This is a genomic window from uncultured Pseudokineococcus sp. (assembly GCF_947499845.1).
Lineage (GTDB): Bacteria > Actinomycetota > Actinomycetes > Actinomycetales > Quadrisphaeraceae > Pseudokineococcus.
The window spans coordinates 39,562-66,520 of sequence record NZ_CANMPM010000004.1; the positions used below are offsets into that span (position 1 = coordinate 39,562).

Sequence of the window (26,959 nt, forward strand, 5' to 3'; positions counted from 1 at the left end):
GTCGCCACGTCTCAGCCCTCCAGCGCCTGCAGGCCGGGGAGCTCGTCGCCCTGGAGGTACTCCAGGCTCGCCCCCCCGCCCGTCGAGATGTGCCCGAAGTCGTCCTCGGAGAGCCCGAGGGCCCGCACCGCGGCCGCGGAGTCGCCGCCCCCGACGACCGAGAAGGCGTCGGAGCCGGCGAGGGCCTCGGCCACGGCCCGGGTGCCCGCCGCGTACGGCTCCATCTCGAAGACGCCCATCGGGCCGTTCCAGAAGACGGTGCCGGCGTCGGCCAGCGCCGCGGCGAAGGCGGTGGCGGACTTCGGGCCGATGTCGAGCCCCATGCGGTCGGCCGGGATGGCGTCCGCGGGGACGACGCCGTGCTCGGCGTCCGCCGAGAAGGCGGTCGCCGCGACGACGTCGGTCGGCAGGACCACGTCGACGCCGCGCTCGGCCGCCGTCGCGAGGTAGCCGCGCACGGTGTCGAGCTGGTCGGCCTCGAGCAGGCTGGTGCCCACGTCGTGACCCTGCGCCGCGAGGAAGGTGAAGACCATCCCCCCGCCCACGAGGATCCGGTCGGCCGTGCCGAGCAGGGCGTCGATGACGCCGAGCTTGTCGGAGACCTTCGAGCCGCCGAGGACGACGACGTAGGGCCGCGCCGGGTCCTGCGTCAGCCGCCGCAGCACCTCGACCTCTGCGAGGACGAGGCCGCCCGCGGCCGACGGCAGGTGCCGGGGGACGTCGTACACCGACGCGTGCTTGCGGTGCACGGCGCCGAAGCCGTCGCCGACGTACGCGCTGGCCAGGTCGGCGAGGTCGCGGGCGAACCGGCCCCGCTGGTCGTCGTCCTTCGACGTCTCTCCGGGGTCGAACCGCAGGTTCTCGAGGAGCAGCAGCTCACCGTCGGCGAGGGCCGCGGCCTGCTCCCGCGCGGACTCCCCCGTCGTGTCGGTGGCGAAGCGCACCGTCACCTCGGGCAGGAGCTCGCGGACCCGCTCGGCGACGGGCGCCAGGGAGTAGCGCTCCTCCGGCGCGCCCTTCGGCCGGCCCAGGTGGGCGCAGACCACGACGCGCGCGCCCTCGTCGAGCAGCCGCTGCCAGGTGGGCAGGGAGGCCCGGATGCGACCGTCGTCGGTGATCTCGCGGCCCCCGTCCCGCTCGGCGAGCGGGACGTTGAGGTCGCTGCGGACGAGGACGCGCTTGCCGCGCAGGCCGTCGACCTGCGCGGCGAGCTCCTCGACCGTCCTCACAGGGAGGAGCCGACGTGGCCGACCAGGTCGACGAGGCGGTTGGAGTAGCCCCACTCGTTGTCGTACCAGCCGACGACCTTGACCTGGTCCCCGATCACCTTGGTGAGGGGCGCGTCGAAGATGCACGACGCCGGGTCCTGCGTGATGTCGGAGGAGACGATGGGCGCCTCGCTGTAGCGCAGGTACGGGCCGAGGGCGCCCTCCGCAGCGGCCTTGACCGCGGCGTTGACCTCCTCGACGGAGGTCTCGCGGCCCACGGTGACGGTGAGGTCCGTGGCCGAGCCCGTGGGCACCGGGACGCGCAGCGCGTAGCCGTCGAGCTTGCCCTTGAGCTCGGGCAGCACGAGGCCGATGGCCTTGGCCGCGCCGGTCGAGGTGGGGACGATGTTGAGCGCGGCGGCGCGGGCGCGGCGCAGGTCCTTGTGCGGGCCGTCCTGGAGGTTCTGGTCGGCCGTGTACGCGTGGACCGTCGTCATGAGGCCCTGCTTGATCTCGAACGCGTCGTGGATGGCCTTGGCCATCGGCGCGAGGCAGTTCGTCGTGCAGGAGGCGTTGGAGATGATCGTGTGCGCCGACGGGTCGTACTGCTCGTGGTTGACGCCCATGACGACGGTGACGTCCTCGTCGGTGGCGGGCGCGGAGATGATGACCTTCTTCGCGCCGGCGTCGACGTGCGCGCGGGCCGCGGAGGCCTTGGTGAAGAAGCCGGTGGACTCGACGACGACGTCCGCGCCGAGCTCGCCCCAGGCGAGGTCCTTCGGGTCGCGCTCGGACATGACGCGGATGCGGCGCCCGTCGACGGTGATGCCCTCGGCGTCGGCCGTGACCTCGCCCGGGAAGACCCCGAGGATCGAGTCGTACTTGAGCAGGTGGGCGAGGACGCCGTTGTCGCCGAGGTCGTTGAGGCCGACGACCTCGACGTCGGCGCCGGACGCCGCCGCGGCGCGGAAGAAGTTGCGGCCGATGCGGCCGAAGCCGTTGATGCCCACGCGGATGGTCACGTCGGTCTCCCTGGGGTCGGTGGCCCGCGGTGGGCGGGCCGACGGGGCGGTCGGATCTGCCGGCTGCGGCGCTCGCCCGACCTGCCCGGTCGGGCCCGGGGGCCTCGGGGCGTGCCCGGGGGGTGCCCGGAGGTGGTCGGACGTGCTCGCCGCAGCGCTGGGATGCCCCCGACCCTAGGGGATCGGCCCCGCGCCCCACCCCCCGGCGCGGCCCGGCGTGTGACGCCGGTCACATGCTGGACGCCGGACCGCCGGACCGCCGGGCCCGGCTCGGGGGAGGTCGGGTCGGGAGGCGGCGCGGGAGGTGACCCGGCTCAGACCTCGAGCATCTCCGGGGTGAGGCCGGACTCGGTCCCGGGCACGCCGAGCTCGGCGGCACGGCGGTCCGCCATGGCGAGGAGGCGGCGGATGCGCCCGGCGACGGCGTCCTTCGTCATGACCGGGTCGGCCATGGCGCCCAGCTCCTCGAGCGACGCCTGGCGGTGCTCGGTGCGCAGGCGCCCGGCCACGAGCAGGTGCTCGGGGACGTCGTCGCCGAGGATCTCCAGCGCCCGCTCCACGCGCGCGCCGGCCGCGACGGCCGCGCGGGCCGAGCGCCGCAGGTTCGCGTCGTCGAAGTTGGCGAGCCGGTTGGCCGTGGCGCGCACCTCCCGGCGCATGCGCCGCTCCTCCCACACGAGGACGGCGTCGTGCGCCCCGAGGCGCGTGAGCAGCGCGCCGATGGCGTCGCCGTCGCGCAGGACGACGCGGTCGACGCCGCGCACCTCGCGGGCCTTCGCGGCCACCCCGAGCCGGCGGGCGCTGCCCACGAGCGCCAGCGCCGCCTCGGGCCCCGGGCAGGTGATCTCCAGCGCCGCGCTGCGGCCCGGCTCGGTGAGGGAGCCGTGGGCGAGGAACGCACCGCGCCAGGCGGCCTCGGCGCAGCAGGTGGCCCCGCCGACGACCTGGGGCGGCAGGCCGCGCACGGGGCGCCCGCGCCCGTCGAGCAGCCCGGTCTGGCGCGCCAGCGCCTCCCCCTCGCGCACCACGCGGACGACGTAGCGGGTGCCCCGCCGCAGCCCACCGGGCTGCAGCACGAGCACGTCGCACGAGGCGCCGAAGACCTCGGTGATGTCCTTGCGCAGCCGCCGCGCGGCCGCCCCCGTGTCGAGCTCGGCCTCCACGACGACGTGCCCCGAGACGATGTGGAGCCCGCCCGCGAAGCGCAGGACGGCCGACGTCTCCGCCTTGCGGTCGCAGGACCGGGTCACGGGGAGGCGGCTGAGCTCGTCCTTCACCTGGGCCGTCAGTGCCATGCCGCCATCATCCCACCGCGGCGGGTGCCCCGGACCACGGGCGAGGGACCACGAGCGAGGACCACGACCGGGAGCCCGCCGACCTCGGCCCCGCCCACCGCCCCTCCGGCGCCCCTGCCCCCGGCGCCCCTGCCCCCCGGCGCCCGAGGACCCGGCGCCCGAGGACCCGGCGCCCCAGGACCCGGCGCCCGGGGACGCGACCGTCGACGCCGCGGGCGCCCCTCACGCCGAGGGCTCGAAGGCGTCGCGGAAGGCCGCCGCCAGCCGCAGGGGGTCGTGGACGTCGTCGCGCCGCGAGCGCGCGACCCGGCGCAGCAGCAGCTGGGCGCCGAGGTCGGTGCACAGGCGCCCGAGGGGCTCGGGGTCCCCGACGGCGCGCGGGTCGGCCACCACGGCGTCGACCCGCAGGTCGGGCGCGTGGCGGGCCAGGGCGCCGAGGTGGTCGGCTGCGGTGAGCCCGGCCGTCTCCTGCTGGGAGGAGGTGAGGTTGAGGACGACGCACCGGCGGGCGCGCGTGCGCACCAGCGCGGCGGCGAGCTCGGGCACGCACAGGTGCGGCAGGACGCTCGTGAACCAGGACCCGGGCCCGAGGACGACCCAGTCGGCCTCCTCGACGGCCTCCACGGCCTCCGGGCACGCGGGCGGGTCCGGGGGCTGCAGCCGCACGCCGCCGATGCGGCCGGCGGCGGTCGCGAGCGCGACCTGGCCGCGCACCACCCGCGCCGGGCCGCCGCCGGGCGGGACGACGTCGCCCTCCACGTCGAGCGGCACGAGGGACATGGGCAGGACGCGGCCGCGGGCGCCGAGGAGGTGGGCCACCCAGTCGAGGCCGGCGACCTGGTCCCCCAGGAGCTCCCAGAGCGCGACGATGAGGAGGTTGCCGACCGCGTGGCCGCCGAGCTCGCCGTCGCCGCCGAAGCGGTGCTGGACGACGTCGCGCCACGTGCGACCCCAGTCGGCGTCGTCGCAGAGCGCGGCGAGGGCCATGCGCAAGTCCCCCGGGGGCAGGACACCGAGCTCGCGGCGCAGGCGCCCGCTGGACCCGCCGTCGTCGGCCACCGTGACGACGGCGGTCAGGCGGTCGGTGAGGTGGCGCAGGGCCTGCAGCGAAGCGGACAGGCCGTGCCCCCCGCCGAGGGCGACGACCGACGGAGGGGCCGGCGACCCCTCCTCGCCGGACGGCGCCGTCCGCGGGGCCGTCGCCGGAGCGGCCCAGGGCGAGGGTGGGCCCCCGGCCGCCGCGCCTCCCCGGGGCGCCTCACTCACGGCCGAGGTCGCGGTGGACGACGCGGGCGCGCACGTCGGCCCCGGACAGGCGGCGCGCGAGCTGCTCGCTGAGCGCGACGGACCGGTGCTTGCCCCCCGTGCACCCGACGGCGACGGTGACGAAGCCGCGGTGCTCGCGCCGGTAGCCCGCGACGACGGGCTCGAGCGCCGCCACGTAGCGGTCCAGCCACTCCACGGCGCCCTCCTGGCGCAGGACGAAGTCGCGGACGCCCTCGTCGCGCCCGGTCTGCGCCCGCAGCGACGGCTCCCAGTACGGGTTGGGCAGGAAGCGGACGTCGGCGACGTGGTCGGCGTCGACGGGGATGCCGTACTTGAACCCGAAGGACATGACCGTGACCCGCAGGCGCGGCCGTCCCGCCTCGCCGAAGACGTCCCCGACCCGCGCGCCGAGCTCGTGCACGTTGAGGGAGCTCGTGTCGACGAGCAGGTCGGCGCCCCCGCGCAGCGCCGCGACGAGGTCCCGCTCGGCGCGGATGCCGTCGAGGATCCGCCCCTCCCCCTGCAGGGGGTGGGGCCGGCGGACGGACTCGAAGCGGCGCACGAGGGCCTCGTCGGACGCCTCGAGGAAGAGCACCCGCACGACGATGCCGCGGTCGCGCAGCTCCTCGAGGGCGGACTGCACCTCGGGGAAGAACTCCTGGCCGCGGACGTCGAGGACGACGGCCACGCGGGGCAGCCCGCGGCGCGCGCGGGCGGCGAGCCCCGCGAGCGCGGAGAGCATCTGCGGCGGCAGGTTGTCGACGACGTACCAGCCGAGGTCCTCCAGCCGGTCCGCGACCGTCGAGCGCCCCGCGCCCGACATGCCGGTGACGACGAGGACCTCGGTGCTGCCCTCGGAGCCCCCCGTCGGCGCGCCCTCACCGGCGCCGCCCGCGCCGTCGTCCACCCCGTCGCCCCGGTCCGCGCGCGCCCGCTCCTCGCGCCCCCGCTCCTCGTGCCCCCGCTCCTCGTGCCCGGGCGCGCCGTCCTCGTCCGCGTCCTCGGCGTCGGCGTCGGCACCGCGCGGGCCGGACCCGGCCGCCGGCAGCGGGACCTGCGCGGCGGCGGCTCCCGAGCGCGAGGCGGCCGACCAGCCGGGCGGGTCGTCCCCGAGGAGGACCGGCACCTCCCCGGTCTCCTCGAGATTGCCCCGCGGCCCCGGACGCACCGCCGGGCTGCGGGGGTCGCGGCCGGCGGGCGGCGGGGTCCCGGGAGGCCCGGTGCCGGGGTCGTCGTCGGGCGGGGGCGTCGCGTCCACGCCGCGATCCTCCCAAGCCGGACGCCCCGGCGTCGACGCCCCCCGCCGGGTCCGGGCCTCAGTCGTCGAGCAGCTCGCCGGTGGCGGTGTTGACGCGCAGGGGCGCCTCCGCGGCCGCCTCGTCCTCGCGCCGCCCGTCGCGGGGGGCCGGGGCACCGTTCGCCGAGGTCGTGCTCGCGGGCGCGAGGGCGTCGAGCACGGCGCGGGCCGTCGCGGGCCCGACGCCGGGGACCTCGCACACCTCCTCCACCGTCGCGGCGCGCAGCCGCTTGAGGGAGCCGAAGCGCTTGAGGAGGGCGGTCCGGCGCGCGGGCCCGAGGCCGGGCACGTCGTCGAGCGCACTGCGGGTCATCGACGAGCTGCGCCGCTGGCGGTGGTAGGTGATGGCGAAGCGGTGGGCCTCGTCGCGCACGCGCTGGAGGAGGTACAGGCCCTCGCTCTGGCGCGGCAGGACGACCGGGAACTCCTCCCCCGGCAGCCACACCTCCTCGAGCCGCTTGGCGAGCCCGCACAGCGCCACGTCGGTCACGCCCAGCTCCTCGAGGGCGCGCGCGGCGGCGGCCACCTGGGGGGCGCCGCCGTCGACGACGACGAGCTGCGGCGGGTACGCGAAGCGCCGCGGCCGGCCGGACTCCGGGTCGACCGGCGCGTGCCCGGCCGCCCCGTCCCCGGCCGCCCCGTCCGCGACCTCACCGCCCGCGACCGCAGCACCCGCAGCACCGGGGGCCCCGGGGGCCGCGTCCTCGTCGGGCGGCGACCCGGCGGGCGGGGTGCCGTCGGCGAGGTGGCGGCGGAAGCGGCGCAGCATCACCTCGTGGATGGCGGCGGTGTCGTCCTGCGCGTCGCCGGCGCGCACCGACTCGCCGCGGACGGCGAAGCGCCGGTACTCGCCCTTGCGCGGCAGGCCGTCCTCGAAGACGACCATCGAGGCCACGACCTCCGTGCCCTGGAGGTTCGAGACGTCGTAGCACTCGACCCGCAGGGGCGCCTCGTCGAGGCCGAGCGCGTCCTGCAGCTCGGAGAGCGCGAGGCTGCGGGTCGTGAGGTCGCCCCCGCGCCGCGTCTTGTGGAGGGCGAGGGCCTGCGAGGCGTTCTTGGCCACGGTCTCGAGCAGGGCGCGCTTGTCGCCGCGCTGGGGCACGCGGACGTCGACCGCGGAGCCCCGCAGCCCCGACAGCCAGGCGGTCACCTGGGCCGCGTCGGCGGGCTCCAGCGGCACGAGCACCTCGCGCGGGACGGCCCCGGGAGCCGCCCCCGCCGCGGTACCCCCGGCGCCGCCGGCCGCGGCGTCCGCCACCGCGTCGGCGTCGCCGTACACCTGCTGCAGCAGGTGCTCGACGAGGCCGGCGGTCGTGACGTCCTCGACCTTCTCGACGACCCACCCGCGCTGGCCGCGGATGCGCCCGCCGCGCACATGGAAGACCTGGACGGCGGCCTCGAGCTCGTCCTCCGCGAGGGCGAAGACGTCGGCGTCGGTGGCGTCGGGCAGCACGACCGCGCTCTTCTCGAGGGCGCGGCGCAGGGCGCCGAGGTCGTCGCGGCGCCGGGCCGCCCGCTCGAAGTCGAGGTCCGCGGAGGCCTCGCGCATCTCCGCCTCGAGGCGGCGCACGAAGCGGCTGGTGTCCCCCGCCATGAAGGACGCGAAGTCCTCGGCGAGCGCCCGGTGGTCCTCCTCGCTGATGCGCCCGACGCAGGGGGCCGAGCACTTGCCGATGTAGCCGAGCAGGCACGGGCGCCCGACCTGGGCGGCGCGCTTGAGCACGCCGGCCGAGCAGCTGCGGATGGGGAAGACGCGCAGCAGGAGGTCGACGGTCTCGCGGATGGCCCACGCGTGCGTGTAGGGCCCGAAGTACCGCGTGCCCTTGCGCTTGGCGCCGCGCATCACCTGGACCCGCGGCACCGGCTCGCCCATCGTGATGGCGAGGTAGGGGTAGGACTTGTCGTCGCGGTACTTGACGTTGAAGCGCGGGTCGAACTCCTTGATCCAGGAGTACTCGAGCTGCAGCGACTCGACCTCGGTGGCCACCGTCGTCCACTCGACCGACGCGGCCGTCGTGACCATCGTCTGCGTCCGCGGGTGCAGGTTGGCGACGTCCTGGAAGTAGGACGCGAGGCGCTGGCGCAGGCTCCGGGCCTTGCCGACGTAGATGACGCGGCCGTGCTCGTCGCGGAAGCGGTAGACGCCCGGGGAGTCGGGCACCTCCCCCGGTCGCGGGCGGTAGGAGGACGGGTCGGCCACGTCCCCAGGGTAGGTCGGGCGTCCGACGGTCCCGACCGCGCCGACCTACGCCCCGGGCGCCGCCTCCTCCTGGCGTGCGGCGCGCTGCACCGGCACCCCGTCGGCGGGCGGGTTCGGGGCGGGCGGGGACGAGGCCAGGGCGGCCACCGGCAGGAGGGAGGTCGGGAGGTCGGGCGGCGGCCCGGGGTGCGCCGCGGCGTCCCGGGCGACGAGGTCGGCGAGGTGGTCCACGGGGAGGGCCCGCGACCAGAGCCACCCCTGCCCCAGCGTCGCCCCGGCGCGCAGCAGCGCCCGCACCTGCGCCTCGTGCTCGATGCCCTCGGCGAGGACGACGAGCCCGAGGGAGCGGCTGAGCCGCACGAGGGCCTCGAGCACCCGGGCGCTGCGCGGGTCGTCCAGGGCGACGACGAGCGACCGGTCGACCTTGACGACGTCGACCGGCAGCCGGGCGAGGTACGTCAGCGACGCGTAGCCCGACCCGACGTCGTCCAGGGCGATCCGGCAGCCGGCGGCGCGCAGCGCGGCCATGGCCCCGAGGGCCGGGTCCCCCGGCGCCACGGGCACGCCCTCGGTGACCTCGACGACGAGCGCGGCCGCCGGCACGCCCGCCTCGGCCAGGGCGTCCGCGACGGCGGCGGGGTAGCCGGGGTCGCGCAGCTCGAGCGGCGAGGCGTTGACCGACAGGGTGAGGCCGCGCGCCGCGGCGCCGCTGGCCACCAGCGCGTGCAGGCCCCGGCGCAGCGCGTGGCGGCCGAGGGCCGTCACGAGGCCGCCAGTCTCGGCCACCGCGACGAACTCGTCGGGGCCGACCCGGCCCAGCGCGTCGTCCTGCCACCGGGCGAGCACCTCGAAGCCCTTGAGGCGGCCGCTCGCGAGGTGGACGAGCGGCTGGAGCTCGACGTGCAGCGCGTCGGCCGCCAGGGCCGCGCGCAGGCGCCGCTCGACGAGGGCGCGACGACGCACCCCCTCGGCGACCTCGCCGCGGAAGAGCGCCGTCCGGTCGCCGCCGGCGCGCTTGGCCGCGGTGACGGCGGTCGTCGCCTCGGCCAGGAGCTCGGGCGGCGCGCCCGCCGGCGCGGCGCCGGCGTCGAGGCCAGAGACGCCGGCGCTGGCCGTCAGGTGGGTGCCCGCCCGCGCGGCGGCGGCCGTGACGAGCGCCCGCGCGGCGTCGGCCGCCTCCCGCGCCGCCTCGGGGCCGCACGGGCACAGCAGGGCGACCTCGTCCCCGCCGGTCCGGAAGGTGCGGTCCTCGCCGGTGCGGGCCGCGAGGGCGGACGCGACGTCCACGAGGAGGGCGTCCGCGGCGGTGCGCCCGAGCCGCTCGTCCACGTCCCCGAAGCCGTCGAGGTCCACGACGACGAGCGAGACGGCCGCACCGTCCTCGAGCAGCGGGGCGAGGCGGGCCGAGAGCGCCCGCGCGTTGCCCAGCCCCGTCAGGGCGTCGTGCCGGGACTCCCGCGACAGACGGCGCAGGACCCCGAGGCGGGCGCGCAGCCGGAGGACCTCGCGCAGCCCCGCGCTCGTCACCGCGAGGAGCCCGAGCGCTCCGGTGGCCGCGCCCGCCGCCCCGGTCGTCAGGAGGGCGACCAGCCCGAGCACCCAGGAGACGTAGACGGTCGCCGTCGTGACGACCGTCGCGTAGGTCTCGCCCTCGTCCGTCGCGCCCCCGGGGCGCTGCAGGGGTCGCCCCCGCCCGATGGTGTCGACGCCCCCGAGCACGACGGGCCAGGCGAGGCACTGGAGGGCGGCGAGGCGCCAGTCCCACACGGCCGCGCCGGCGATGAGCTCGCGCGTGACGGCGAGGTCGCCCACGGCGAGCAGCGCCAGCCCGGCGAGGACGGCCACGACGCCCCGGTCCCGCCCGACCATGGCGACCTGCGCGAGCAGGTTGCACAGCAGCAGGTACAGGAGCACCACGCTGACGCAGAAGAGGACGAGCAGCGGAGGCCCGCCGGGCGGGAAGACCGCTGTCCAGACCGCGACGGCCAGCCCCAGCGCCAGCACCACCGCGTCCACGAGCAGGGTCCGCAGAGCGCCGCCGCGCCCGGGCGGCCGCGGGAGGCGCAGGACGCCGACGAGCGCGAGCGGACCGGCGCAGATGCTGACCGCGTCCCCGACGTTGGGGCGCGGAGGCGGGCCCGGCAGCGCGAGGTCGACGAGCGCGCTCACGAGCTCGCCCCCGCACCACGCGAGCGCCGAGAGGGCGAACCACCGCCGGGAGGGCCGCGCGGGCCCCGGCCCGCGCCGGGCGAGGACGAGCACCCCGCCGACGAGGCCGGTGACCGCGACGACGAGCGAGGCGGCCATCGGCGCGGCCGGTCGAGCGAGGACGCCCGTGAGGACCACGGCGAGGGCGCAGGCCGCACCGACGCCCGCGGCCGTGAGCAGGGACCTCCCCGGCCCGCCCCCGGCGTCCCCGGCCCCGGGGAGGACGGCGCGGGCCGCGGAGGGCGGGCGCGGCGCGGAGGGGCTCACCCCCGCCCCGTCGGCACCCCCGCCGAGCACCTTGAGGGCGCCGGCGCCGACGTCCTCCGGGCGGACGCGCCCGCCGGCGCGCTCGCGCGTCAGGCCGAGGCCGGCTCCTCCTGGCGCCGCGGGGGCGGCAGCGCGGCACCGGGCTCCTCGCGCGGCACGCCGAGCGCCTCGGCGAGGAACCGGCCGGTGTGGCTCTCGGGCACGCGGGCCACCTGCTCCGGCGTCCCCTGGGCGACCACGCGCCCGCCGCCGCCGCCGCCCTCGGGGCCCATGTCGACGACCCAGTCGGCGTTCTTGATGACGTCGAGGTTGTGCTCGATGACGAGCACCGTGTTGCCCTTGTCGACGAGGCCCTGCAGGACGCCGAGGAGCTTCCGGATGTCCTCGAAGTGCAGACCCGTCGTCGGCTCGTCGAGGACGTAGACCGTCCGGCCCGCCGACCGCCGCTGCAGCTCGGAGGCGAGCTTGACCCGCTGCGCCTCGCCGCCCGAGAGCGTGGGCGCGCTCTGGCCCAGGCGCACGTAGCCCAGGCCGACGTCGACGAGCGTCCGCAGGTGCCGGGAGATGGCGGGGACCGCGGCGAAGAAGTCGACCGCCTCCTCGATGGGCATCTCGAGGACGTCGAAGACGGTCTTCCCCTTGAAGTGCACCTCGAGCGTCTCGCGGTTGTAGCGCGCCCCCTGGCACACCTCGCACGGCACGTAGACGTCGGGCAGGAAGTTCATCTCGATCTTGATGGTGCCGTCGCCCTGGCAGTTCTCGCAGCGCCCGCCCTTGACGTTGAAGGAGAAGCGGCCCGGCTGGTAGCCGCGCACCTTCGCCTCCGTCGTCGTCGCGAAGAGCTTGCGCACGTGGTCCCAGACGCCCGTGTACGTGGCGGGGTTGGACCGCGGCGTCCGGCCGATGGGGCTCTGGTCGACGTGGACGACCTTGTCGAGCTGGTCGAGCCCCGTGACCGTGCGGTGGCGGCCCGGCACCCGGCGGGCGCCGTTGAGCTGGTTGGCCATGACCGTGTAGAGGATGTCGTTGACGAGCGTCGACTTGCCCGAGCCGGAGACCCCGGTGACGGCGACGAAGCAGCCGAGCGGGAAGGCGACGTCGACGCCCTTGAGGTTGTTCTGCCGGGCGCCCTTGACGACCACCTGGCGCGCGCGGTCGCGCGGCCTCCGGGTCTCCGGGACGGGGATGGCGAGGCGGCCCGAGAGGTAGCCGCCCGTCAGCGAGCTCTCGTGGTCGAGCAGCCCCTGCACCGAGCCGGAGTGGACCACCCGGCCGCCGTGCTCGCCGGCGCCGGGGCCGACGTCGACCACCCAGTCGCTGGCGCGGATCGTGTCCTCGTCGTGCTCGACGACGATGAGGGTGTTCCCGAGGTCCCGCAGGCGCGTGAGCGTGTCGATGAGGCGCCGGTTGTCGCGCTGGTGCAGGCCGATGCTCGGCTCGTCGAGGACGTAGAGGACGCCGACGAGGCCCGACCCGATCTGCGTCGCCAGCCGGATGCGCTGGGCCTCGCCGCCCGAGAGCGTCCCCGACGCCCGGTCGAGCGAGAGGTAGTCCAGGCCGACGTCGAGGAGGAAGCCGAGCCGGGCGTTGATCTCCTTGAGCACCGCGGCCGCGATCTGGCGCTGGCGGGCGTCGAGCTCGAGCGCGCCGAGGAAGGCCGCGCACTCGTCGACGGGCAGGGCGCAGACCTCGGCGATCGAGCGGCCGCCGAGCGTGACGGCGAGGACCTCCGGTCGCAGGCGGCTGCCCCCGCACACCGGGCACGGCACCTCGCGCATGTAGCCCTCGTAGCGCTCGCGGGACCAGTCGGAGTCGGTCTCCGCGTGGCGGCGCCGGATGAAGGGGACGACGCCCTCGAAGCCGGTGGAGTAGGCGCGCTCGCGGCCGAAGCGGTTGCGGTAGCGCACGTGCACCTCGTGCTCGTGGCCCTGCAGCAGCGCCGTCGTCGCGCGCTTGGGCAGCGCGCGCCAGGGCACGTCCATGGAGAAGCCCAGCTGGTCGGCGAGCCCCCGCATGACCCGCTGGAAGTAGTCCGCCGAGCCGGAGCCGCTCGCCCACGGCGCGATGGCGCCCTCGGCGAGCGTGAGCTCGTCGTCGGGCACGAGGAGGTCGGGGTCGACCTCGAGGCGCGTGCCGATGCCCGTGCACTCGGGGCACGCCCCGTAGGGGGCGTTGAAGGAGAAGGTGCGCGGCTCGACCTCGTCGAGCTGGAGCGGGTGCTCGTTGGGGCAGGCGAGCTTCTCGGAGAAGCGGCGCTCGCGCTGCTCGTCCTCCCCCGCGTCGACGAGGTCGACGAGCAGGACGCCGTCGGCCAGCCCCAGCGCCGTCTCGACCGAGTCGGTGAGGCGCCGCTGGACGCCCTCGCGGACGACGAGGCGGTCGACGACGACCTCGATGTCGTGCTTGAACTTCTTGTCCAGCTGCGGCGGGGTGGCGAGGGAGATGACGTCCCCGTCCACCCGCGCGCGGGAGAAGCCCTTGGTCTGCAGCTCGGCGAAGAGCTCGACGAACTCGCCCTTGCGCCCGCGCACGACGGGCGCCAGCACCTGGAAGCGGGTGCCCTCGGGCATCTCGAGGAGGCGGTCGACGACCTGCTGCGGCGTCTGGCGGCCGATGGGCTCGCCGCAGACCGGGCAGTGCGGCTGACCGGCGCGGGCCCACAGCAGGCGCAGGTAGTCGTAGACCTCGGTGATGGTGCCCACCGTGGAGCGCGGGTTGCGGCTCGTCGACTTCTGGTCGATGGAGACGGCCGGCGACAGGCCCTCGATGAAGTCGACGTCGGGCTTGTCCATCTGCCCGAGGAACTGGCGGGCGTAGGCCGACAGCGACTCGACGTAGCGGCGCTGGCCCTCCGCGAAGATCGTGTCGAAGGCGAGGGACGACTTGCCGGAGCCCGACAGGCCGGTGAAGACCACCATGGCGTCGCGCGGCAGGTCGATCGAGACGTCGCGGAGGTTATGCTCGCGGGCGCCGCGGACGATGAGCTCAGACTGCACCCGCCGATGGTAGGCGCGGCCTCCGACATCGCCCGCCGCGGACCCGGGCGGGAGGGCGCGCCCGGGCCGGGCCCGGCCTCCTGGGGGCGGCGTCAGGCGACGGGCGGGTCGTCCCTGTCGCGACCCTCGCCGCCGGTCCCCTCCGAGCCGCCGTCGCCCGAGGCCCGGCGGGGGCCGCGCTCGGCCGCCACCTGGGCGTCCTCCGCGCACTCGCGGGCGTCGACGTCCTCGAGGAGGCCGTGCCCGCGCGGCCCGCCGGTCCCCGCCGGGTAGGTCTCGAGCGGCACCCGCCCGTCGTGCCACGCGGCGACGACCGGCTCGAGGACGCGCCAGCACTGCTCCGCGGTGTCGCCGCGCACCGAGAGCGTCGGGTCGCCGTGCAGGACCCCCAGGAGCACCTGGCCGTAGGCCGTGAGCTCGCCCGGCGAGAGCTCGGTCCCGAGCGCGGTGCGCTCGAGCCCGAAGGCGTCGTCCTGGCCGTTCAGGTCGAGCTCGAGCGTGATGTCGTCGGGGCCGAAGCCGACCCGCAGGCGCGTCGGCGACGGGGTCCCCAGCAGCCCGGTCGGCAGGTGCGGCACGTGCTTGAAGGTGATGACGGCCTCCTTGCGGCGCCGCCCCAGCGCCTTGCCGGAGCGCAGCCGGAACGGGACGCCGGCCCAGCGCCAGGTGTCGACGGCGAGCACGACCTCGGCGAGCGTCTCGGTGCCCCGCTCCGGGTCGACGCCCGGCTCGTCGGCGTAGGCGCCGACCTCCTCGTCGCCGAGGCGACCCGCGGTCCACCGGGCCCGCCGCGTGCAGGAGGCCGGGTCGTCCGCGTCCCACAGCCGCGTCGCGCGCAGGACCTCGGCCTTGCGGTCGCGCAGGTCGCGCTCGGAGATCGTCGCCGGCGGGTCCATCGCGATGAGGGCCAGCAGCTGCAGGAGGTGGCTCTGGACCATGTCGGCGAGGGCGCCCGCGCCGTCGTAGTACCCCGCGCGCCCGGCGAGCCCGAGGTCCTCGTCGAAGACGACGTCGACCCGCTCGACGTGGGTGGCGCTCCACAGCGGCTCGAAGAGCCGGTTCGCGAAGCGCAGGCCGAGGATGTTGAGCACCGTCGACTTGCCGAGGAAGTGGTCGACGCGGTGGACGTGGTCTTCCGGGACGAGCCGCGTGAGGACGCCGTTGAGCTCGGCCGCGGACGCGGCGTCGTGGCCGAAGGGCTTCTCCAGCACGAGGCGGGTCCCCGCGGGCACCTGCTCGGGCTCGAGCGACCGCAGCGCCCCGGCGGTCACGTCGGGCGGCAGCGCGAAGTACAGGACGACGTCGCCGTCCCGCGACGCGTCCGCGACGAGGCCGGCGAGGTCGTCGTCCGCGCTGACGTCGCACGAGGCGTACCGCGTGCCCTCGACGAGCCGGTCGACCACCGGGCCGCGGGCGTCCGCCGCCTCGGCCGCCCCGCGGACCCGCTCGGTCCACCAGTCCTGGTCGTGCTCGGCCCGGTCGGCGCCGACGAGGCGCAGGTCGAGGCCCTCCCCGTGGTGGCTGACGAGGAGGTCGGCGAGCCCGGGGAGGAGCAGCCGCGAGGCGAGGTCGCCGCCGGCGCCCAGGACGACGAGGGTGGTGGTCACGGGGCGGGGCTCCAGTCGACGCGGTCGGCGGGGCGGTGCCCGGCCGGGCGGCCCCCGGCGCGGCCCACCCTCCCGTCGTCGGCGGACGGGTGCAAGCAGCGCGGCGGCACCCGGGGCGGACGGCGGGACCGGTGCCGCGCGAGCGCGCGGGCGCCCGGAGGTCCCGGCGCCGGGCTCGTGGGAGCCTCCGCACATGCCCAGCCAGCGCATCGAGGACTACGCCCTGCTCAGCGACTGCCACAGCGCCGCCCTCGTGGGCCGGGACGGGAGCGTCGACTGGCTCTGCCTGCCCCGCTACGACTCCCCCGCCGTCTTCAGCGCCGTGCTCGGCGGCCCCGAGCACGGGCGCTGGCTGCTGCGGCCCGTCGACGACGACGCCACCTGCGAGCGGCGCTACGTCGGCGACTCCTTCGTCCTCGAGACGACGTGGACGACGTCGACCGGCGTCGTGCGGGTCGTCGACTTCATGCCCATCAACGACCTGCGCGCCGACCTCGTGCGCCGCGTCGAGGGCGTCGAGGGCGTCGTGCGGATGCGCCAGGAGCTCGTCATCCGGCCCGACTACGCCAAGACGGTGCCGTGGGTGCGGCGGGTCACCGACCCCGACGGCCTCGAGGGCCTTCTCGCCGTGGCGGGTCCCGACGCCTTCCTGCTGCGCGGCGGCCAGATGCCGACGGCCTCCGACCACCGCCACGCCGGGGAGTGGGACCAGGCGGCCGGCGAGCGGCACGACGTCGGGCTCACGTGGTACCGCTCCTACCGGGACGTGCCCCGGCGCCTCGACGTGGGCGACCGCCTGGAGGCGACGACGGCGTGGTGGCAGGACTGGGCCGACCGCGCGGACCCCGGCGAGCACCACCCCCTCGCCGTGCGCCGCTCCCTGCTCGTCCTGCGCGCGCTCACGCACGCCGACACCGGCGGCATCGTCGCCGCGGCCACCACGTCCCTGCCCGAGGACTTCGGCGGCGAGCGCAACTGGGACTACCGCTACGTGTGGCTGCGCGACGCCGCCCTGACCCTCGAGGCGCTCCTCACGCACGGCTACCGCGAGGAGGCCGAGGGGTGGCGCCGGTGGCTGCTGCGAGCCGTCGCGGGGGAGCCCGAGGACGTCCAGATCATGTACGGCATCGCGGGCGAGCGGGAGCTCCCGGAACGGGAGCACGACCACCTGCCCGGGTACGAGGGATCGCGGCCGGTGCGCACCGGCAACGGCGCCGTCGACCAGTACCAGGCCGACGTCCTCGGCGAGGTGCTCGTGGCGCTCGACCGGGCGCGTCGCGAGGGCGTCGCCGAGGACGAGTTCTCCTGGCCGCTCCAGCGCGCGCTCCTCGGCTTCGTCGAGGAGCACTGGCAGCGCAAGGACCACGGCATCTGGGAGATGCGGGGCGACCTCCAGCACTTCACCCACTCGCGCGTCATGGTCTGGGCCGCGCTCGACCGGGGCGTCCAGGCGGTGCGCGAGGGCGGCATGGAGGGACCGGCGGAGCGGTGGGAGGAGCTGCGCGAGCAGGTGCGCGCCGAGGTCGAGGAGCACGGCTGGGACGCCGGCCGCGGCACGTACACGCAGGTCTACGGCTCCCCGCAGGTCGACGCCTCGCTCCTCATGCTCCCCCAGGTGGGCTTCGTCGCGGCCGACGACCCGCGCATGCTCGGGACGGTCGCCGCCATCGAGGAGGACCTCCTGCGCGACGGCCTCGTGCTCCGCTACGACACGGGCCCGGGCCTCGACGGCCTGTCGGGCGACGAGCACCCCTTCCTCGCCTGCTCCTTCTGGCTCGTGGAGCAGTACGCGCGCAGCGGGCGCGTCGACGACGCCCACGCCCTCATGGACCGCTGCCTCGCCTGCAGCAGCGACCTCGGCCTCCTCTCGGAGGAGTACGACACCGGGGCCGGGCGCCAGGCCGGCAACGTGCCCCAGGCCCTGTCCCACCTCGCGCTGGTGCGGGCGGCCGACGCGCTGGGCGACTGCACGCCCGGGGGACGGCGATGACGGACGGGACCCCCTCCGACGGGCTCGTGCCCGACGGCCTCGTCTCCGCGCGGCTGTCCTCGGCTCGCGTGTCGGCGATGGACAACGCCTGCTACCTGCTCGAGTGCACGGCGACGGGCCGGCGGCTGCTCGTCGACGCCGCCGACGACGCCCCCCGGCTGCTGGCCCTCGCGGACGGGCGCGTCGACGCCGTCGTGACGACGCACGGGCACTGGGACCACCACCGCGCCCTCCCGGAGGTCGTCGCGGCGACGGGCGCGCAGGTGCTCGTGGGGGCCGAGGACGCCGCCGACCTCCCCGTGCCCGCGGACGTCCTCCTGCGCCACGGCGACGTCGTCGCGGTGGGCGAGCTGCGGCTCGACGTCGTCGGGCTGCGGGGCCACACCCCCGGCTCCGTCGCCCTCGTGCTGCACGACCCGGGCGGCCGCGTGCTCGCCCTCACGGGCGACAGCCTCTTCCCCGGCGGCGTCGGGGCCACGGGCGGGGACGCCGGGCGCTTCACCCGCCTGCTCGACGACGTGGAGGAGCGGCTCTTCGCCGTCCTGCCCGACCGCACCGAGGTCCTCCCCGGGCACGGCGAGCCGACGACGCTCGGGGCCGAGCGGCCGTCCCTCGCCGACTGGCGCGCCCGCGGCTGGTGACGGGGAGCCGGTGACGCGGAGCCGTTGGTCAGGAGCCGGTGACGGGGAGCCGGTGACCGGGGGGCCCGAGGTGCCCGCGCACGGGCCGGTCCGCGTCCGGCGGGGCGGCGCTCCGGGCACTGGCTCGGCGCGCCGTGGGCACCCCGCGCTCGGTGCGGGGCGCCGGCCTGACGTGCCTCTCCGCGCCGCCCCGCCGGACGCTCGTCCTCGGCTCGCACGCGTCCCGGCACCGTGAGCGGTGACGAGCGGCTGGGACGTGCGGCCGGTGAGCCGCCCCGCGGTCGGGCGGCGGCCCGCTCCCGTCAGCCGCGGGCGGCGGCCCGCTCGCGGCGGCGGCTGACGGCGAGCGAAACGACCGCGGTCGTCCCGAGGATGACGACGATCGCGGTCAGCGAGAGCCAGATGGGGATGACCGGCGCCCACTCCACCGGCTCGCCGCCGTTGATGAAGGGCAGCGAGTTCTCGTGCAGCGCCTCGAGGATGAGCTTGACGCCGACGAAGGCCAGGAGCACCGCCAGCCCGATGTCGAGGAAGACGAGCTTCTTCAGCAGGTCGCCGACGAGGAAGAAGAGCTGGCGCAGCCCCATGAGGGCGAAGATGTTGGCCGTCAGGACGATGTAGGGGTCCGACGTCAGCCCGAAGATCGCCGGGATGGAGTCCAGGGCGAAGAGCAGGTCCGTCGTCCCGAGCGCCACGAGGACGAGGAGCATCGGCGTGATGGCGCGGCGCCCCGCCTCCCGGACGACGAGCGTCGGGCCGCGGAAGTCCTCCGTCACGGGCAGCACCCGCCGCACGAGCCGGACGAGCCGGTTCTCCTCGAACTCGTCGTCGTCCTCGCCGCTGCCGCGCACCAGCTGGACGGCGGTGAAGAGGAGGAAGGCGCCGAAGAGGAAGAAGACCCAGCTGAAGGCGGCGATGAGGCCCGCCCCGACGGCGATGACGGCGGCGCGCAGCACGAGCGCCAGCACGATGCCGATGAGGAGCGCGTTCTGCTGGAGCTCCTTCGGCACGGCGAAGCGCCGGAAGATGAGCAGGAAGACGAAGAGGTTGTCGACGGACAGCGAGTACTCGGTGAGCCAGCCGGCGAAGAACTCCCCCGCCGCCTGGCCGCCGCCGAACCACCAGACGCCGAGGCCGAAGACCACGGCGGCGGCCACGAAGCCCGCCAGGTGCAGGGCGCTCTCCCGCGTGCTCGGGACGTGCGGGCGGCGGCGGCTCAGCAGCACGTCCGCCGTGAGGAAGAGGACCGCCGCGGCGATCGTCGCGCCCCACACCCAGGCGGGGACGCTCATGCGTCGCGGCCCTCGCGGCCGTCACGACCGCCGGCGCCCGCCGGGGCGTCGTCCGGGACCTCGTCGAGGGCACCGCCCTCGCGCTGGCCCTCGCCCACGGGGCGCCGGGTCGCCGACGGCGCCTGCGTCGGGCGGTTCGCGCCCGGCTCGTCGGCGTCGGCCCGGGCCGCCGTGCGCTTGTTCTCCCGCAGGGACAGGACCGTCGTGATGCCGAGGGCGACGACGATGAAGAGGAGCGAGAGCCACGTGGGGACCTCCCACACGGGCACGTGCTCGCCGCCGTTGATGAAGGGCAGCTCGTTCTCGTGCAGGGCGTGGAGCAGGAGCTTGACGCCGATGAAGCCGAGGATCGCGGCGAGGCCGTAGTGCAGGTAGACGAGGCGGTCCAGCAGCCCGTCGATGAGGAAGTACAGCTGGCGCAGCCCGAGGAGCGAGAAGGCGTTGGCCGTGAAGACGAGGTAGGGCTCCTGGGTCAGCCCGAAGATCGCGGGGATCGAGTCCACCGCGAAGAGCAGGTCGGCGCTGCCGATGGCGATCATGACGACGAGCAGCGGGGTGACGAGGCGCTTGCCGTCGACCTTCGTCGTGAACTTGTCGCCGTGGTACTCGTCCGTCGTGGGAAGCACCCGTCGGGCCAGGCGCAGGACGGCGTTCTCCTCGAACTCGTCGTCCGCGTGGGAGTCGGTGCGCCCCGCCTTGGCCTGCACCCAGGCCGTGTAGATGAGGAAGGCGCCGAAGATGTAGAAGATCCAGGCGAAGTTGGCGATCACCGCGGTGCCGAGGGCGATGAAGATCGTCCGGAAGACGAGCGCCAGCGCGATGCCGATGAGGAGCACCTTCTGCTGGTACTCGCGGGGCACCGCGAAGCTGCTCATGATGAGCACGAAGACGAAGAGGTTGTCGACCGAGAGGCTCTTCTCGGTGATGTACCCGGCGAAGTACTCCCCGCCGAAGGTGCTCCCCGAGACGACCAGCACGCCGAGGCCGAAGAGGACGGCGATGCCGATGTAGGCCGCCGACCAGACGGCGGCCTCCTTGATGCTGGGGCTGTGCGGCGTCCGCACGTGCACGACGAAGTCGTAGGCGATCATCGCGACGATGCCGGCGACGGTGATCGCCCACACGTACAGGGGCACGTCCATGGTTCCTCCGGTTGGCAGGGCTGCTCGACCGGAGGTCTCTCCCGCCCGGCCGCCTCGCGGCGCGGACCGACGGCCCCGGAGCGCCGCCGGCGGGCCGGGGAGGCGTCGTGATGACGAGACCGTCGCGCAGGGATACTCCCCTCCTCGACCCCGCGAGTATGGGGCCGCGGCCGCGGGGGCGCCAAGCCGGTCCACCGCGACGCGCCGGGCGCGTTCCCGGCTGCGCCGCGCGCCCGCCCCTCCCCGGGAGGGAGGGGCGGTCAGGCGGTGGCGGCCTGCATCCCCCGCAGCTCCTTCTTGAGGTCGCCGATCTCGTCGCGCAGCCGGCCGGCCAGCTCGAACTGCAGCTCCGTGGCGGCGGCGTGCATCTGGTCGGTGAGCTGCTGGATGAGGTCGGACAGCTCCGCCGCCGGCATGGCCGCCAGCCGCTCGCGCCGGCCGTCGTCGTCGCCGCCGCGCGACGCCATGCCGGGCACCGGCGTCTTGCCGCGCGACTGCTGGCGGCCGGCGCCGCCGAGGAGGGCCGCCGTGTCGGCATCCTCGCGGGCGAGCATGTCGGTGATGTCGCGGATCTTCTTGCGCAGGGCGGTCGGCGTGATGCCGTGCTCGCGGTTGTAGGCGAGCTGCACCTCGCGGCGGCGGTTGGTCTCGTCGATGGCCAGGGCCATCGACGGCGTCACCGTGTCGGCGTACATGTGCACCTGCCCGGAGACGTTGCGGGCCGCGCGTCCGATGGTCTGGATGAGCGAGGTGCCGCTGCGCAGGAACCCCTCCTTGTCGGCGTCGAGGATGCTGACGAGGGAGACCTCCGGGAGGTCGAGGCCCTCGCGCAGGAGGTTGATGCCCACGAGGACGTCGAACTCGCCCTGCCGCAGCTCGCGCAGGAGCTCCACCCGGCGCAGCGTGTCGACCTCGGAGTGCAGGTAGCGCACCTGGACGCCGTGCTCGAGCAGGTAGTCGGTGAGGTCCTCGGCCATCTTCTTCGTCAGCGTGGTGACGAGGACGCGCTCGTCCTTCTCGGTCCGGCGGCGGATCTCCTCCAGCAGGTCGTCGATCTGGCCCTTCGTGGGCTTGACGACGACCTCGGGGTCGACGAGCCCGGTGGGCCGGATGATCTGCTCGACGTAGCCGTCGCCCCGGCCCAGCTCGTAGGCGCCCGGCGTCGCCGAGAGGTACACCGTCTGGCCGATGCGCTCGAGGAACTCCTCCCACTTGAGCGGCCGGTTGTCCATGGCGCTGGGCAGGCGGAAGCCGTGGTCGACGAGCGTGCGCTTGCGGGACATGTCGCCCTCGTACATGGCCCCGATCTGCGGCACCGTCACGTGGCTCTCGTCGAGCACGAGGAGGAAGTCCTCGGGGAAGTAGTCGAGCAGCGTGTTGGGGGCCGTGCCGCGCTCGCGGCCGTCGACGTGCCGGGAGTAGTTCTCGATGCCGGAGCAGGAGCCGACCTGTCGCATCATCTCGATGTCGTAGGTGGTCCTCATGCGCAGCCGCTGCGCCTCGAGGAGCTTGCCCTGCTGCTCCATCTCGGCGAGGCGCCCGGCCAGCTCCGCCTCGATCGAGGCGATGGCGCGCTCCATGCGCTCGGGCCCGGCGACGTAGTGCGTGGCCGGGAAGACGTACATCTCCTGCTCCTCGGCGACCACCTCGCCGGTGAGCGGGTTGAGCGTGTAGAGCGACTCGATCTCGTCGCCGAAGAACTCGATGCGGAGGGCGAGCTCCTCGTACACCGGGATGATCTCGACGGTGTCGCCCTTGGCGCGGAAGGTGCCCCGGGTGAAGGCGAGGTCGTTGCGGGTGTACTGCATGCCGACGAAGCGGCGGAGCAGCTCGTCGCGGTCGACCTGCTGGCCGACGTGCAGGCGCGCCATCCGGTCGACGTACTCCTGCGGCGTCCCGAGGCCGTAGATGCACGACACGGACGCCACGACGACGACGTCGCGGCGGGTGAGGAGCGAGTTGGTGGCCGAGTGCCGCAGCCGCTCGACCTCGTCGTTGATCGACGAGTCCTTCTCGATGTAGGTGTCCGTCTGCGGGACGTACGCCTCGGGCTGGTAGTAGTCGTAGTACGACACGAAGTACTCGACGGCGTTGTTCGGGAGCAGCTCGCGGAACTCGTTGGCCAGCTGCGCCGCGAGAGTCTTGTTGGGCGCCATGACGAGCGTCGGCCGCTGGAGCTTCTCGATCATCCACGCCGTGGTCGCGGACTTGCCGGTGCCCGTGGCGCCGAGGAGGACGACGTCCTTCTCCCCCGCCTCGACGCGGCGCGCGAGCTCGGCGATGGCCGTCGGCTGGTCGCCGCTCGGCGAGAACTCCGACACCACCTCGAAGGGGGCGACGCGCCGCTGCAGGTCGGTCACCGGTCTCATGGGGACAACGGTAGGCCCGCCCACCGACAGCGGCCCCGGGAGGAGGGCCTCGGACGCCGGCTCGTCAGCCCGGCGGCCCGCCGGCCCGGCGCCCTCCCGCCCCGACGCGCGCTACCGGCCCGCGCGGGCCCGCTCGAGCGCGGCGGCGATCCAGGGCCCCTTGCGGCTCGCGTACTCGTCGACGGAGCCGTGGGGCTCCGCGGCCAGCCGCGCCTTGAGCGCCGCGTAGGCCTCCCGCTCCCCGGCGTCGCGGCGCAGGAGGTCCCGCAGGGCGAGGACGTCCCCCGTCTGGCCGCCCGCCGGGCGCACGTGGCAGTTCACGGGGCGCCCGGCGTCGGCCTCCGTCGCGAAGGCCTTCGGCAGCCGGCTCCCGTCGGGCCGCTCGTCCCACCACTCCCCCGGCGGCCGCACGAGACCCGCGGCCCGCAGGTCGTCCGCGACGGCGCCCGCGGTCGCCAGGTCAGGGGTGACCACCTGCACGTCGAGGACGTCCTTCGCCGCCAGTCCCGGCACCGCCGTCGAGCCGACGTGCTCGACCGAGAGCGCCCGCTCCCCCGCCGCCCGGCGCACGCGCGCCAGCAGCCGCTCCGCCTGGACCGGCCACGTCGGGTCGTACGGCACGAGCACCGCGTGCGCGGGTCGCGGCGCCCGCTCCCCCGCCCGCAGGTGCGCCTCGAAGGGCACGAGCCGCTCGCGCCAGAGGGCGTCGACGCCCCGCTCGAGGTCCGCCGGCGCCCGCGCGTTGTCGAGCACGACGTCGGCGGCCGCGCGGCGCTCGTCGTCAGAGGCCTGGGAGGCGGCCCGGCGGCGGGCGTCGTCCTCCGCCAGGCCGCGGCCCTCGACGAGCCGGCGCACCCGCACCTCGAGCGGGGCGTGGACGACGACGACGAGGGGCCACTCGGCGCCGCGGCCGGTCTCCACGAGGAGGGGGATGTCGTCGACGACCACGGCGTCCGCCGGGGCGGACGCCACGAGCTCGTCGCGGCGCGCCCGCACGAGGGGGTGGGTGATGGCCTCGAGCGCCCGGCGGCGGCCGGCGTCCGCGAAGACCACGGCGCCGAGCGCGGGCCGGTCGAGGGCGCCGTCGGGGCCGAGGACGCCCTCGCCGAACTCGCGGACGACGGCGGCGAGGCCCGGGCTGCCCGGGGCGACGACCTCGCGGGCGAGGGCGTCCGCGGCGACGACCACGGCCCCGAGCGCCGCCAGCCGGCGCGCCGCCGTGCTCTTGCCCGCCCCGGTCCCGCCCGTCAGCCCCACCCTCAGCACGCCGTCGACCCTAGGGCGCCGCCGGGACCGGGCTGGCCTGGTCGCTCCCGGGAGCGGCCCGGAGGCGCCGAAGGGGCCCGGCGCCGGAGCGCCGGGCCCCCTCGGGCCGTGCGGTGGTGCGGTGGTGCGGTGGTGCCGGAGCGTCAGCTGCCGGCGCCGGTGAGCTTCTCGCGCAGGGCCGCGAGGGCCTCGTCGGAGGCCAGCGTGCCCTCGCCGCCGCCCGAGGAGGGCGCCGGGGCGGAGGAGCCGCGGTCGTCGCGGTCCGCGCGGTCGCCGCGGTCGGAGGACGACGGGCCGCCCGAGGAGTAGGACGTCGCCGGGGCGTCGCCCGCGGTGACGGCCTCGGCCTCGGCCTGGCTGGCCGCCGAGACCTGCGCCTTGTGGGCCTCCCAGCGCGCCTGGGCCTCGGCGTACTGCCGCTCCCACTCCTCGCGCTGGGTCTCGAAGCCCTCGAGCCACTCGTTCGTCTCGGGGTCGAAGCCCTCGGGGTACTTGTAGTTCCCCGCCTCGTCGTACTCCTGCGCCATGCCGTAGAGCGACGGGTCGAAGTCGTCGCTGCTCGGGTCGACGCCCTCGTTCGCCTGCTTGAGGGACAGCGAGATGCGCCGGCGCTCGAGGTCGATGTCGATGACCTTGACGAAGATTTCGTCGCCGACGCCGACGATCTGCTCCGGCACCTCGACGTGGCGCACGGCCAGCTCGGAGATGTGGACCAGGCCCTCGATGCCCTCCTCCACGCGCACGAAGGCGCCGAAGGGGACGAGCTTGGTGACGCGGCCCGGCACGACCTGCCCGATGGCGTGCGTGCGAGCGAACTGCTGCCACGGGTCCTCCTGCGTCGCCTTCAGCGACAGGGAGACCCGCTCGCGGTCCATGTCGACGTCGAGGACCTCGACGGTGACCTGCTGACCGACCTCGACGACCTCGGAGGGGTGGTCGATGTGCTTCCAGGACAGCTCGGAGACGTGGACGAGCCCGTCCACGCCGCCCAGGTCGACGAAGGCGCCGAAGTTGACGATCGACGACACGACGCCGGAGCGGACCTGGCCCTTCTGGAGGGTCTGCAGGAAGTTGTGGCGGACCGCCGACTGCGTCTCCTCGAGCCACGCGCGGCGCGAGAGGACGACGTTGTTGCGGTTCTTGTCGAGCTCGATGATCTTCGCCTCGAGCTCCTGGCCCACGTAGGGCTGCAGGTCGCGGACGCGGCGCATCTCGACGAGGGAGGCGGGCAGGAAGCCGCGCAGCCCGATGTCGAGGATGAGGCCGCCCTTGACGACCTCGATGACGGTGCCGGTGACGACACCCTCCTCGTCCTTGATGCGCTCGATCGTGCCCCAGGCGCGCTCGTACTGGGCGCGCTTCTTGGACAGGATGAGCCGGCCCTCCTTGTCCTCCTTCTGGAGGACAAGGGCCTCGACCTCGTCGCCGACGCCGACGACCTCGTTGGGGTCGACGTCGTGCTTGATCGACAGCTCGCGCGAGGGGATGACGCCCTCGGTCTTGTAGCCGATGTCGAGGAGCACCTCGTCACGGTCGACCTTGACGATCGTGCCGCTGACGATGTCGCCGTCGTTGAAGTACTTGATGGTCGCGTCGATCGCGGCGAGGAAGTCCTCGGCCGTGCCGATGTCGTTGATCGCGACCTGCGGCGGCGTGGTCGTGCGCTCGGTGGTGGTGGTCATGAAGTCGTCGGGCTCCGATGCGGGCGGGGGATGAGGGGCGGCCCCGCGCTGCGCGGCACCACCTCGTGGTCAGGTCCTGCGCCCGTCCGGCGCGGACCGCGACATCGGCGCCGCGGGCCGGTCGGGCCGGTCCGCAGCGAGGAGGACGTGTGCCGCGCGCTGGACGCGCGCCCGTCAAGAGTACGCGGGCGCTCTCCGGGGGGTCAAAGGGGGACGGCGGAGGGTCCGCCGCCGTCCCGGGGCGGTCCGCGGCGGTGCCGCGGTGGTCCCCGGCGTGCGCGAGCATCGCGGGATGGACCCCGAGGCGGACGCCCCCTCCCCCGCGGCCGGACCGGCGGGGCGCAGCGCGCTCGCCGCCGCCGGCTACCGCGACGTCGGCGCGGCGGCGTCCGTGCGCGCCAACCGCGGCTGGTGGGACGAGGCGGCCCCCGGCTACCTCGCCGAGCACGGCGAGCACCTGGGCGACCGCGACCTCGTGTGGGGCCCCGAGGGGCTGCGCGAGGCCGACGCGCACCTGCTCGGCGACGTCCGCGGGCGGCGGGTGCTCGAGGTCGGCTGCGGGGCGGCGCAGGGCAGCCGGTGGCTGGCCGACGAGGGCGCCGAGGTCGTCGGCCTGGACCTCTCGGCCGGGATGATCGCCGAGGGGCGTCGCGCCGACCCCGCGGTCGCGCTCCTGCAGGCCGACGCCGCGCGCCTGCCGCTGGCCGACGCGTCGGTGGACCTGGCGGTGTCCGCCTACGGCGCGCTGCCCTTCACGGCCGAGCCCGAGCGGGTGCACGCCGAGGTCGCGCGCGTGCTGCGCCCCGGCGGCCGCTGGGTCTTCAGCCTCACCCACCCCGTCCGCTGGGCCTTCCCCGACGACCCCGGCGAGGCCGGGCTGGTCGTGACGAGCTCCTACTTCGACACCACGCCCTACGCCGAGACGGGCGAGGACGGCGAGGTGCTCTACGCCGAGCACCACCGCACGCTCGGCCAGCGCGTGCGCGAGGTCGTCGGCGCGGGCTTCCGCCTCGTGGACCTCGTCGAGCCGCGCTGGCCCGCCGGCCGCGACGTCGTCTGGGGCGGCTGGAGCCCGCTGCGCGGGCGGGTCCTGCCGGGCACGGCCGTCTTCGTCTGCGACCTGCCCTCCTGAGACCCGCTCACGACGCCCCCTAGCCCACCCCCACGGCGTGCGGCCGTGCGGACCGGCCCCGCCGTCAGGGGCGGGGCCG

16 protein-coding genes and 1 pseudogene are annotated in these 26,959 nt (G+C 75.8%); 3 read left to right on the forward strand and 14 right to left on the reverse strand.

Features of this window, described 5'->3' with window-relative positions; translation table 11 throughout:
• Nucleotides 1–11: 11 nt before the first annotated feature.
• From Q0789_RS05275 to Q0789_RS05315, 9 genes and pseudogenes are all read right to left on the reverse strand, one after another.
• Nucleotides 12–1,229, reverse strand: a complete 1,218-nt coding sequence (locus Q0789_RS05275; RefSeq protein ID WP_298802853.1) for a phosphoglycerate kinase — start codon at nt 1,227–1,229, stop codon at nt 12–14.
• The gene (gap, locus tag Q0789_RS05280) at nt 1,226–2,230 is read right to left on the reverse strand and encodes a type I glyceraldehyde-3-phosphate dehydrogenase (protein ID WP_171202890.1); all 1,005 of its coding nucleotides are present in this window, start codon (nt 2,228–2,230) and stop codon (nt 1,226–1,228) included. The genes Q0789_RS05275 and gap overlap by 4 nt, the downstream gene beginning before the upstream one ends.
• 314 nt (nt 2,231–2,544) lie before the next feature.
• Complete coding sequence (gene whiA, locus Q0789_RS05285; RefSeq protein ID WP_171202889.1) at nt 2,545–3,525, reverse strand: DNA-binding protein WhiA; 981 nt, start codon at nt 3,523–3,525, stop codon at nt 2,545–2,547.
• 222 nt (nt 3,526–3,747) lie between these two features.
• Nucleotides 3,748–4,791 (reverse strand): uridine diphosphate-N-acetylglucosamine-binding protein YvcK, encoded by a 1,044-nt coding sequence (gene yvcK / locus Q0789_RS05290; RefSeq protein ID WP_298802859.1) that lies wholly within the window; start codon nt 4,789–4,791, stop codon nt 3,748–3,750.
• The gene (gene rapZ / locus Q0789_RS05295; protein WP_366917650.1) at nt 4,784–5,698 is read right to left on the reverse strand and encodes an RNase adapter RapZ; all 915 of its coding nucleotides are present in this window, start codon (nt 5,696–5,698) and stop codon (nt 4,784–4,786) included. Before rapZ ends, yvcK begins: the two co-directional genes overlap by 8 nt.
• A gap of 409 nt (nt 5,699–6,107) precedes the next feature.
• Nucleotides 6,108–8,288 (reverse strand): excinuclease ABC subunit UvrC, encoded by a 2,181-nt coding sequence (uvrC, locus tag Q0789_RS05300; RefSeq protein WP_298802863.1) that lies wholly within the window; start codon nt 8,286–8,288, stop codon nt 6,108–6,110.
• A 45-nt stretch (nt 8,289–8,333) separates the two neighbouring features.
• Entirely contained in the window at nt 8,334–10,763 is a 2,430-nt protein-coding gene (locus Q0789_RS05305) for a bifunctional diguanylate cyclase/phosphodiesterase (RefSeq protein ID WP_298802865.1), read from the reverse strand.
• 89 nt (nt 10,764–10,852) lie between these two features.
• On the reverse strand, nt 10,853–13,759 hold the full coding sequence (gene uvrA / locus Q0789_RS05310) for an excinuclease ABC subunit UvrA (protein WP_298802867.1): 2,907 nt from the start codon (nt 13,757–13,759) through the stop codon (nt 10,853–10,855).
• 92 nt (nt 13,760–13,851) lie between these two features.
• Nucleotides 13,852–15,366 (reverse strand): annotated as a pseudogene (locus Q0789_RS05315) (glucose-6-phosphate dehydrogenase); the annotation flags it as partial.
• Between the two features lie 193 nt (nt 15,367–15,559).
• Here Q0789_RS05315 and Q0789_RS05320 point away from each other — a divergent pair.
• Nucleotides 15,560–17,356: a glycoside hydrolase family 15 protein gene (locus Q0789_RS05320; protein ID WP_298802871.1), complete on the forward strand. Its 1,797-nt coding sequence runs from the start codon at nt 15,560–15,562 to the stop codon at nt 17,354–17,356.
• Between the two features lie 77 nt (nt 17,357–17,433).
• Entirely contained in the window at nt 17,434–17,997 is a 564-nt protein-coding gene (locus Q0789_RS05325; RefSeq protein ID WP_366917651.1) for an MBL fold metallo-hydrolase, read from the forward strand.
• Between the two features lie 302 nt (nt 17,998–18,299).
• On the opposite strand, the gene Q0789_RS05330 is transcribed toward Q0789_RS05325, so the two are convergent.
• The 5 genes from Q0789_RS05330 to rpsA form a co-directional block, all read right to left on the reverse strand.
• Complete coding sequence (locus Q0789_RS05330; RefSeq protein ID WP_298802875.1) at nt 18,300–19,289, reverse strand: TerC/Alx family metal homeostasis membrane protein; 990 nt, start codon at nt 19,287–19,289, stop codon at nt 18,300–18,302.
• Nucleotides 19,286–20,431, reverse strand: a complete 1,146-nt coding sequence (locus tag Q0789_RS05335; protein WP_298802877.1) for a TerC family protein — start codon at nt 20,429–20,431, stop codon at nt 19,286–19,288. Before Q0789_RS05335 ends, Q0789_RS05330 begins: the two co-directional genes overlap by 4 nt.
• A 260-nt stretch (nt 20,432–20,691) precedes the next feature.
• On the reverse strand, nt 20,692–22,800 hold the full coding sequence (gene uvrB, locus Q0789_RS05340) for an excinuclease ABC subunit UvrB (RefSeq protein WP_298802879.1): 2,109 nt from the start codon (nt 22,798–22,800) through the stop codon (nt 20,692–20,694).
• Between the two features lie 111 nt (nt 22,801–22,911).
• Nucleotides 22,912–24,066 (reverse strand): dephospho-CoA kinase, encoded by a 1,155-nt coding sequence (gene coaE / locus Q0789_RS05345; protein WP_298802881.1) that lies wholly within the window; start codon nt 24,064–24,066, stop codon nt 22,912–22,914.
• Nucleotides 24,067–24,209: 143 nt separating this feature from the next.
• Nucleotides 24,210–25,748, reverse strand: coding sequence for a 30S ribosomal protein S1 (gene rpsA, locus Q0789_RS05350; protein ID WP_298802883.1), 1,539 nt, complete (start codon nt 25,746–25,748; stop codon nt 24,210–24,212).
• 292 nt (nt 25,749–26,040) lie between these two features.
• On the opposite strand from rpsA, the gene Q0789_RS05355 reads away from it, so the two are divergent.
• The gene (locus tag Q0789_RS05355; RefSeq protein WP_298802885.1) at nt 26,041–26,880 is read left to right on the forward strand and encodes a class I SAM-dependent methyltransferase; all 840 of its coding nucleotides are present in this window, start codon (nt 26,041–26,043) and stop codon (nt 26,878–26,880) included.
• Nucleotides 26,881–26,959 lie beyond the last annotated feature (79 nt).

Bases quoted from the DNA above. Each gene is read 5' to 3' on its own strand.
- whiA (WP_171202889.1), bottom strand. From the start codon at position 3,525: ATGGCACTGACGGCCCAGGTGAAGGACGAGCTCAGCCGCCTCCCCGTG.
- Q0789_RS05335 (WP_298802877.1), bottom strand. From the start codon at position 20,431: ATGGACGTGCCCCTGTACGTGTGGGCGATCACCGTCGCCGGCATCGTC.
- Q0789_RS05325 (WP_366917651.1), top strand. From the start codon at position 17,434: ATGGACAACGCCTGCTACCTGCTCGAGTGCACGGCGACGGGCCGGCGG.
- Q0789_RS05320 (WP_298802871.1), top strand. From the start codon at position 15,560: ATGCCCAGCCAGCGCATCGAGGACTACGCCCTGCTCAGCGACTGCCAC.
- Q0789_RS05355 (WP_298802885.1), top strand. From the start codon at position 26,041: ATGGACCCCGAGGCGGACGCCCCCTCCCCCGCGGCCGGACCGGCGGGG.
- uvrB (WP_298802879.1), bottom strand. From the start codon at position 22,800: ATGAGACCGGTGACCGACCTGCAGCGGCGCGTCGCCCCCTTCGAGGTG.
- rpsA (WP_298802883.1), bottom strand. From the start codon at position 25,748: ATGACCACCACCACCGAGCGCACGACCACGCCGCCGCAGGTCGCGATC.
- Q0789_RS05330 (WP_298802875.1), bottom strand. From the start codon at position 19,289: ATGAGCGTCCCCGCCTGGGTGTGGGGCGCGACGATCGCCGCGGCGGTC.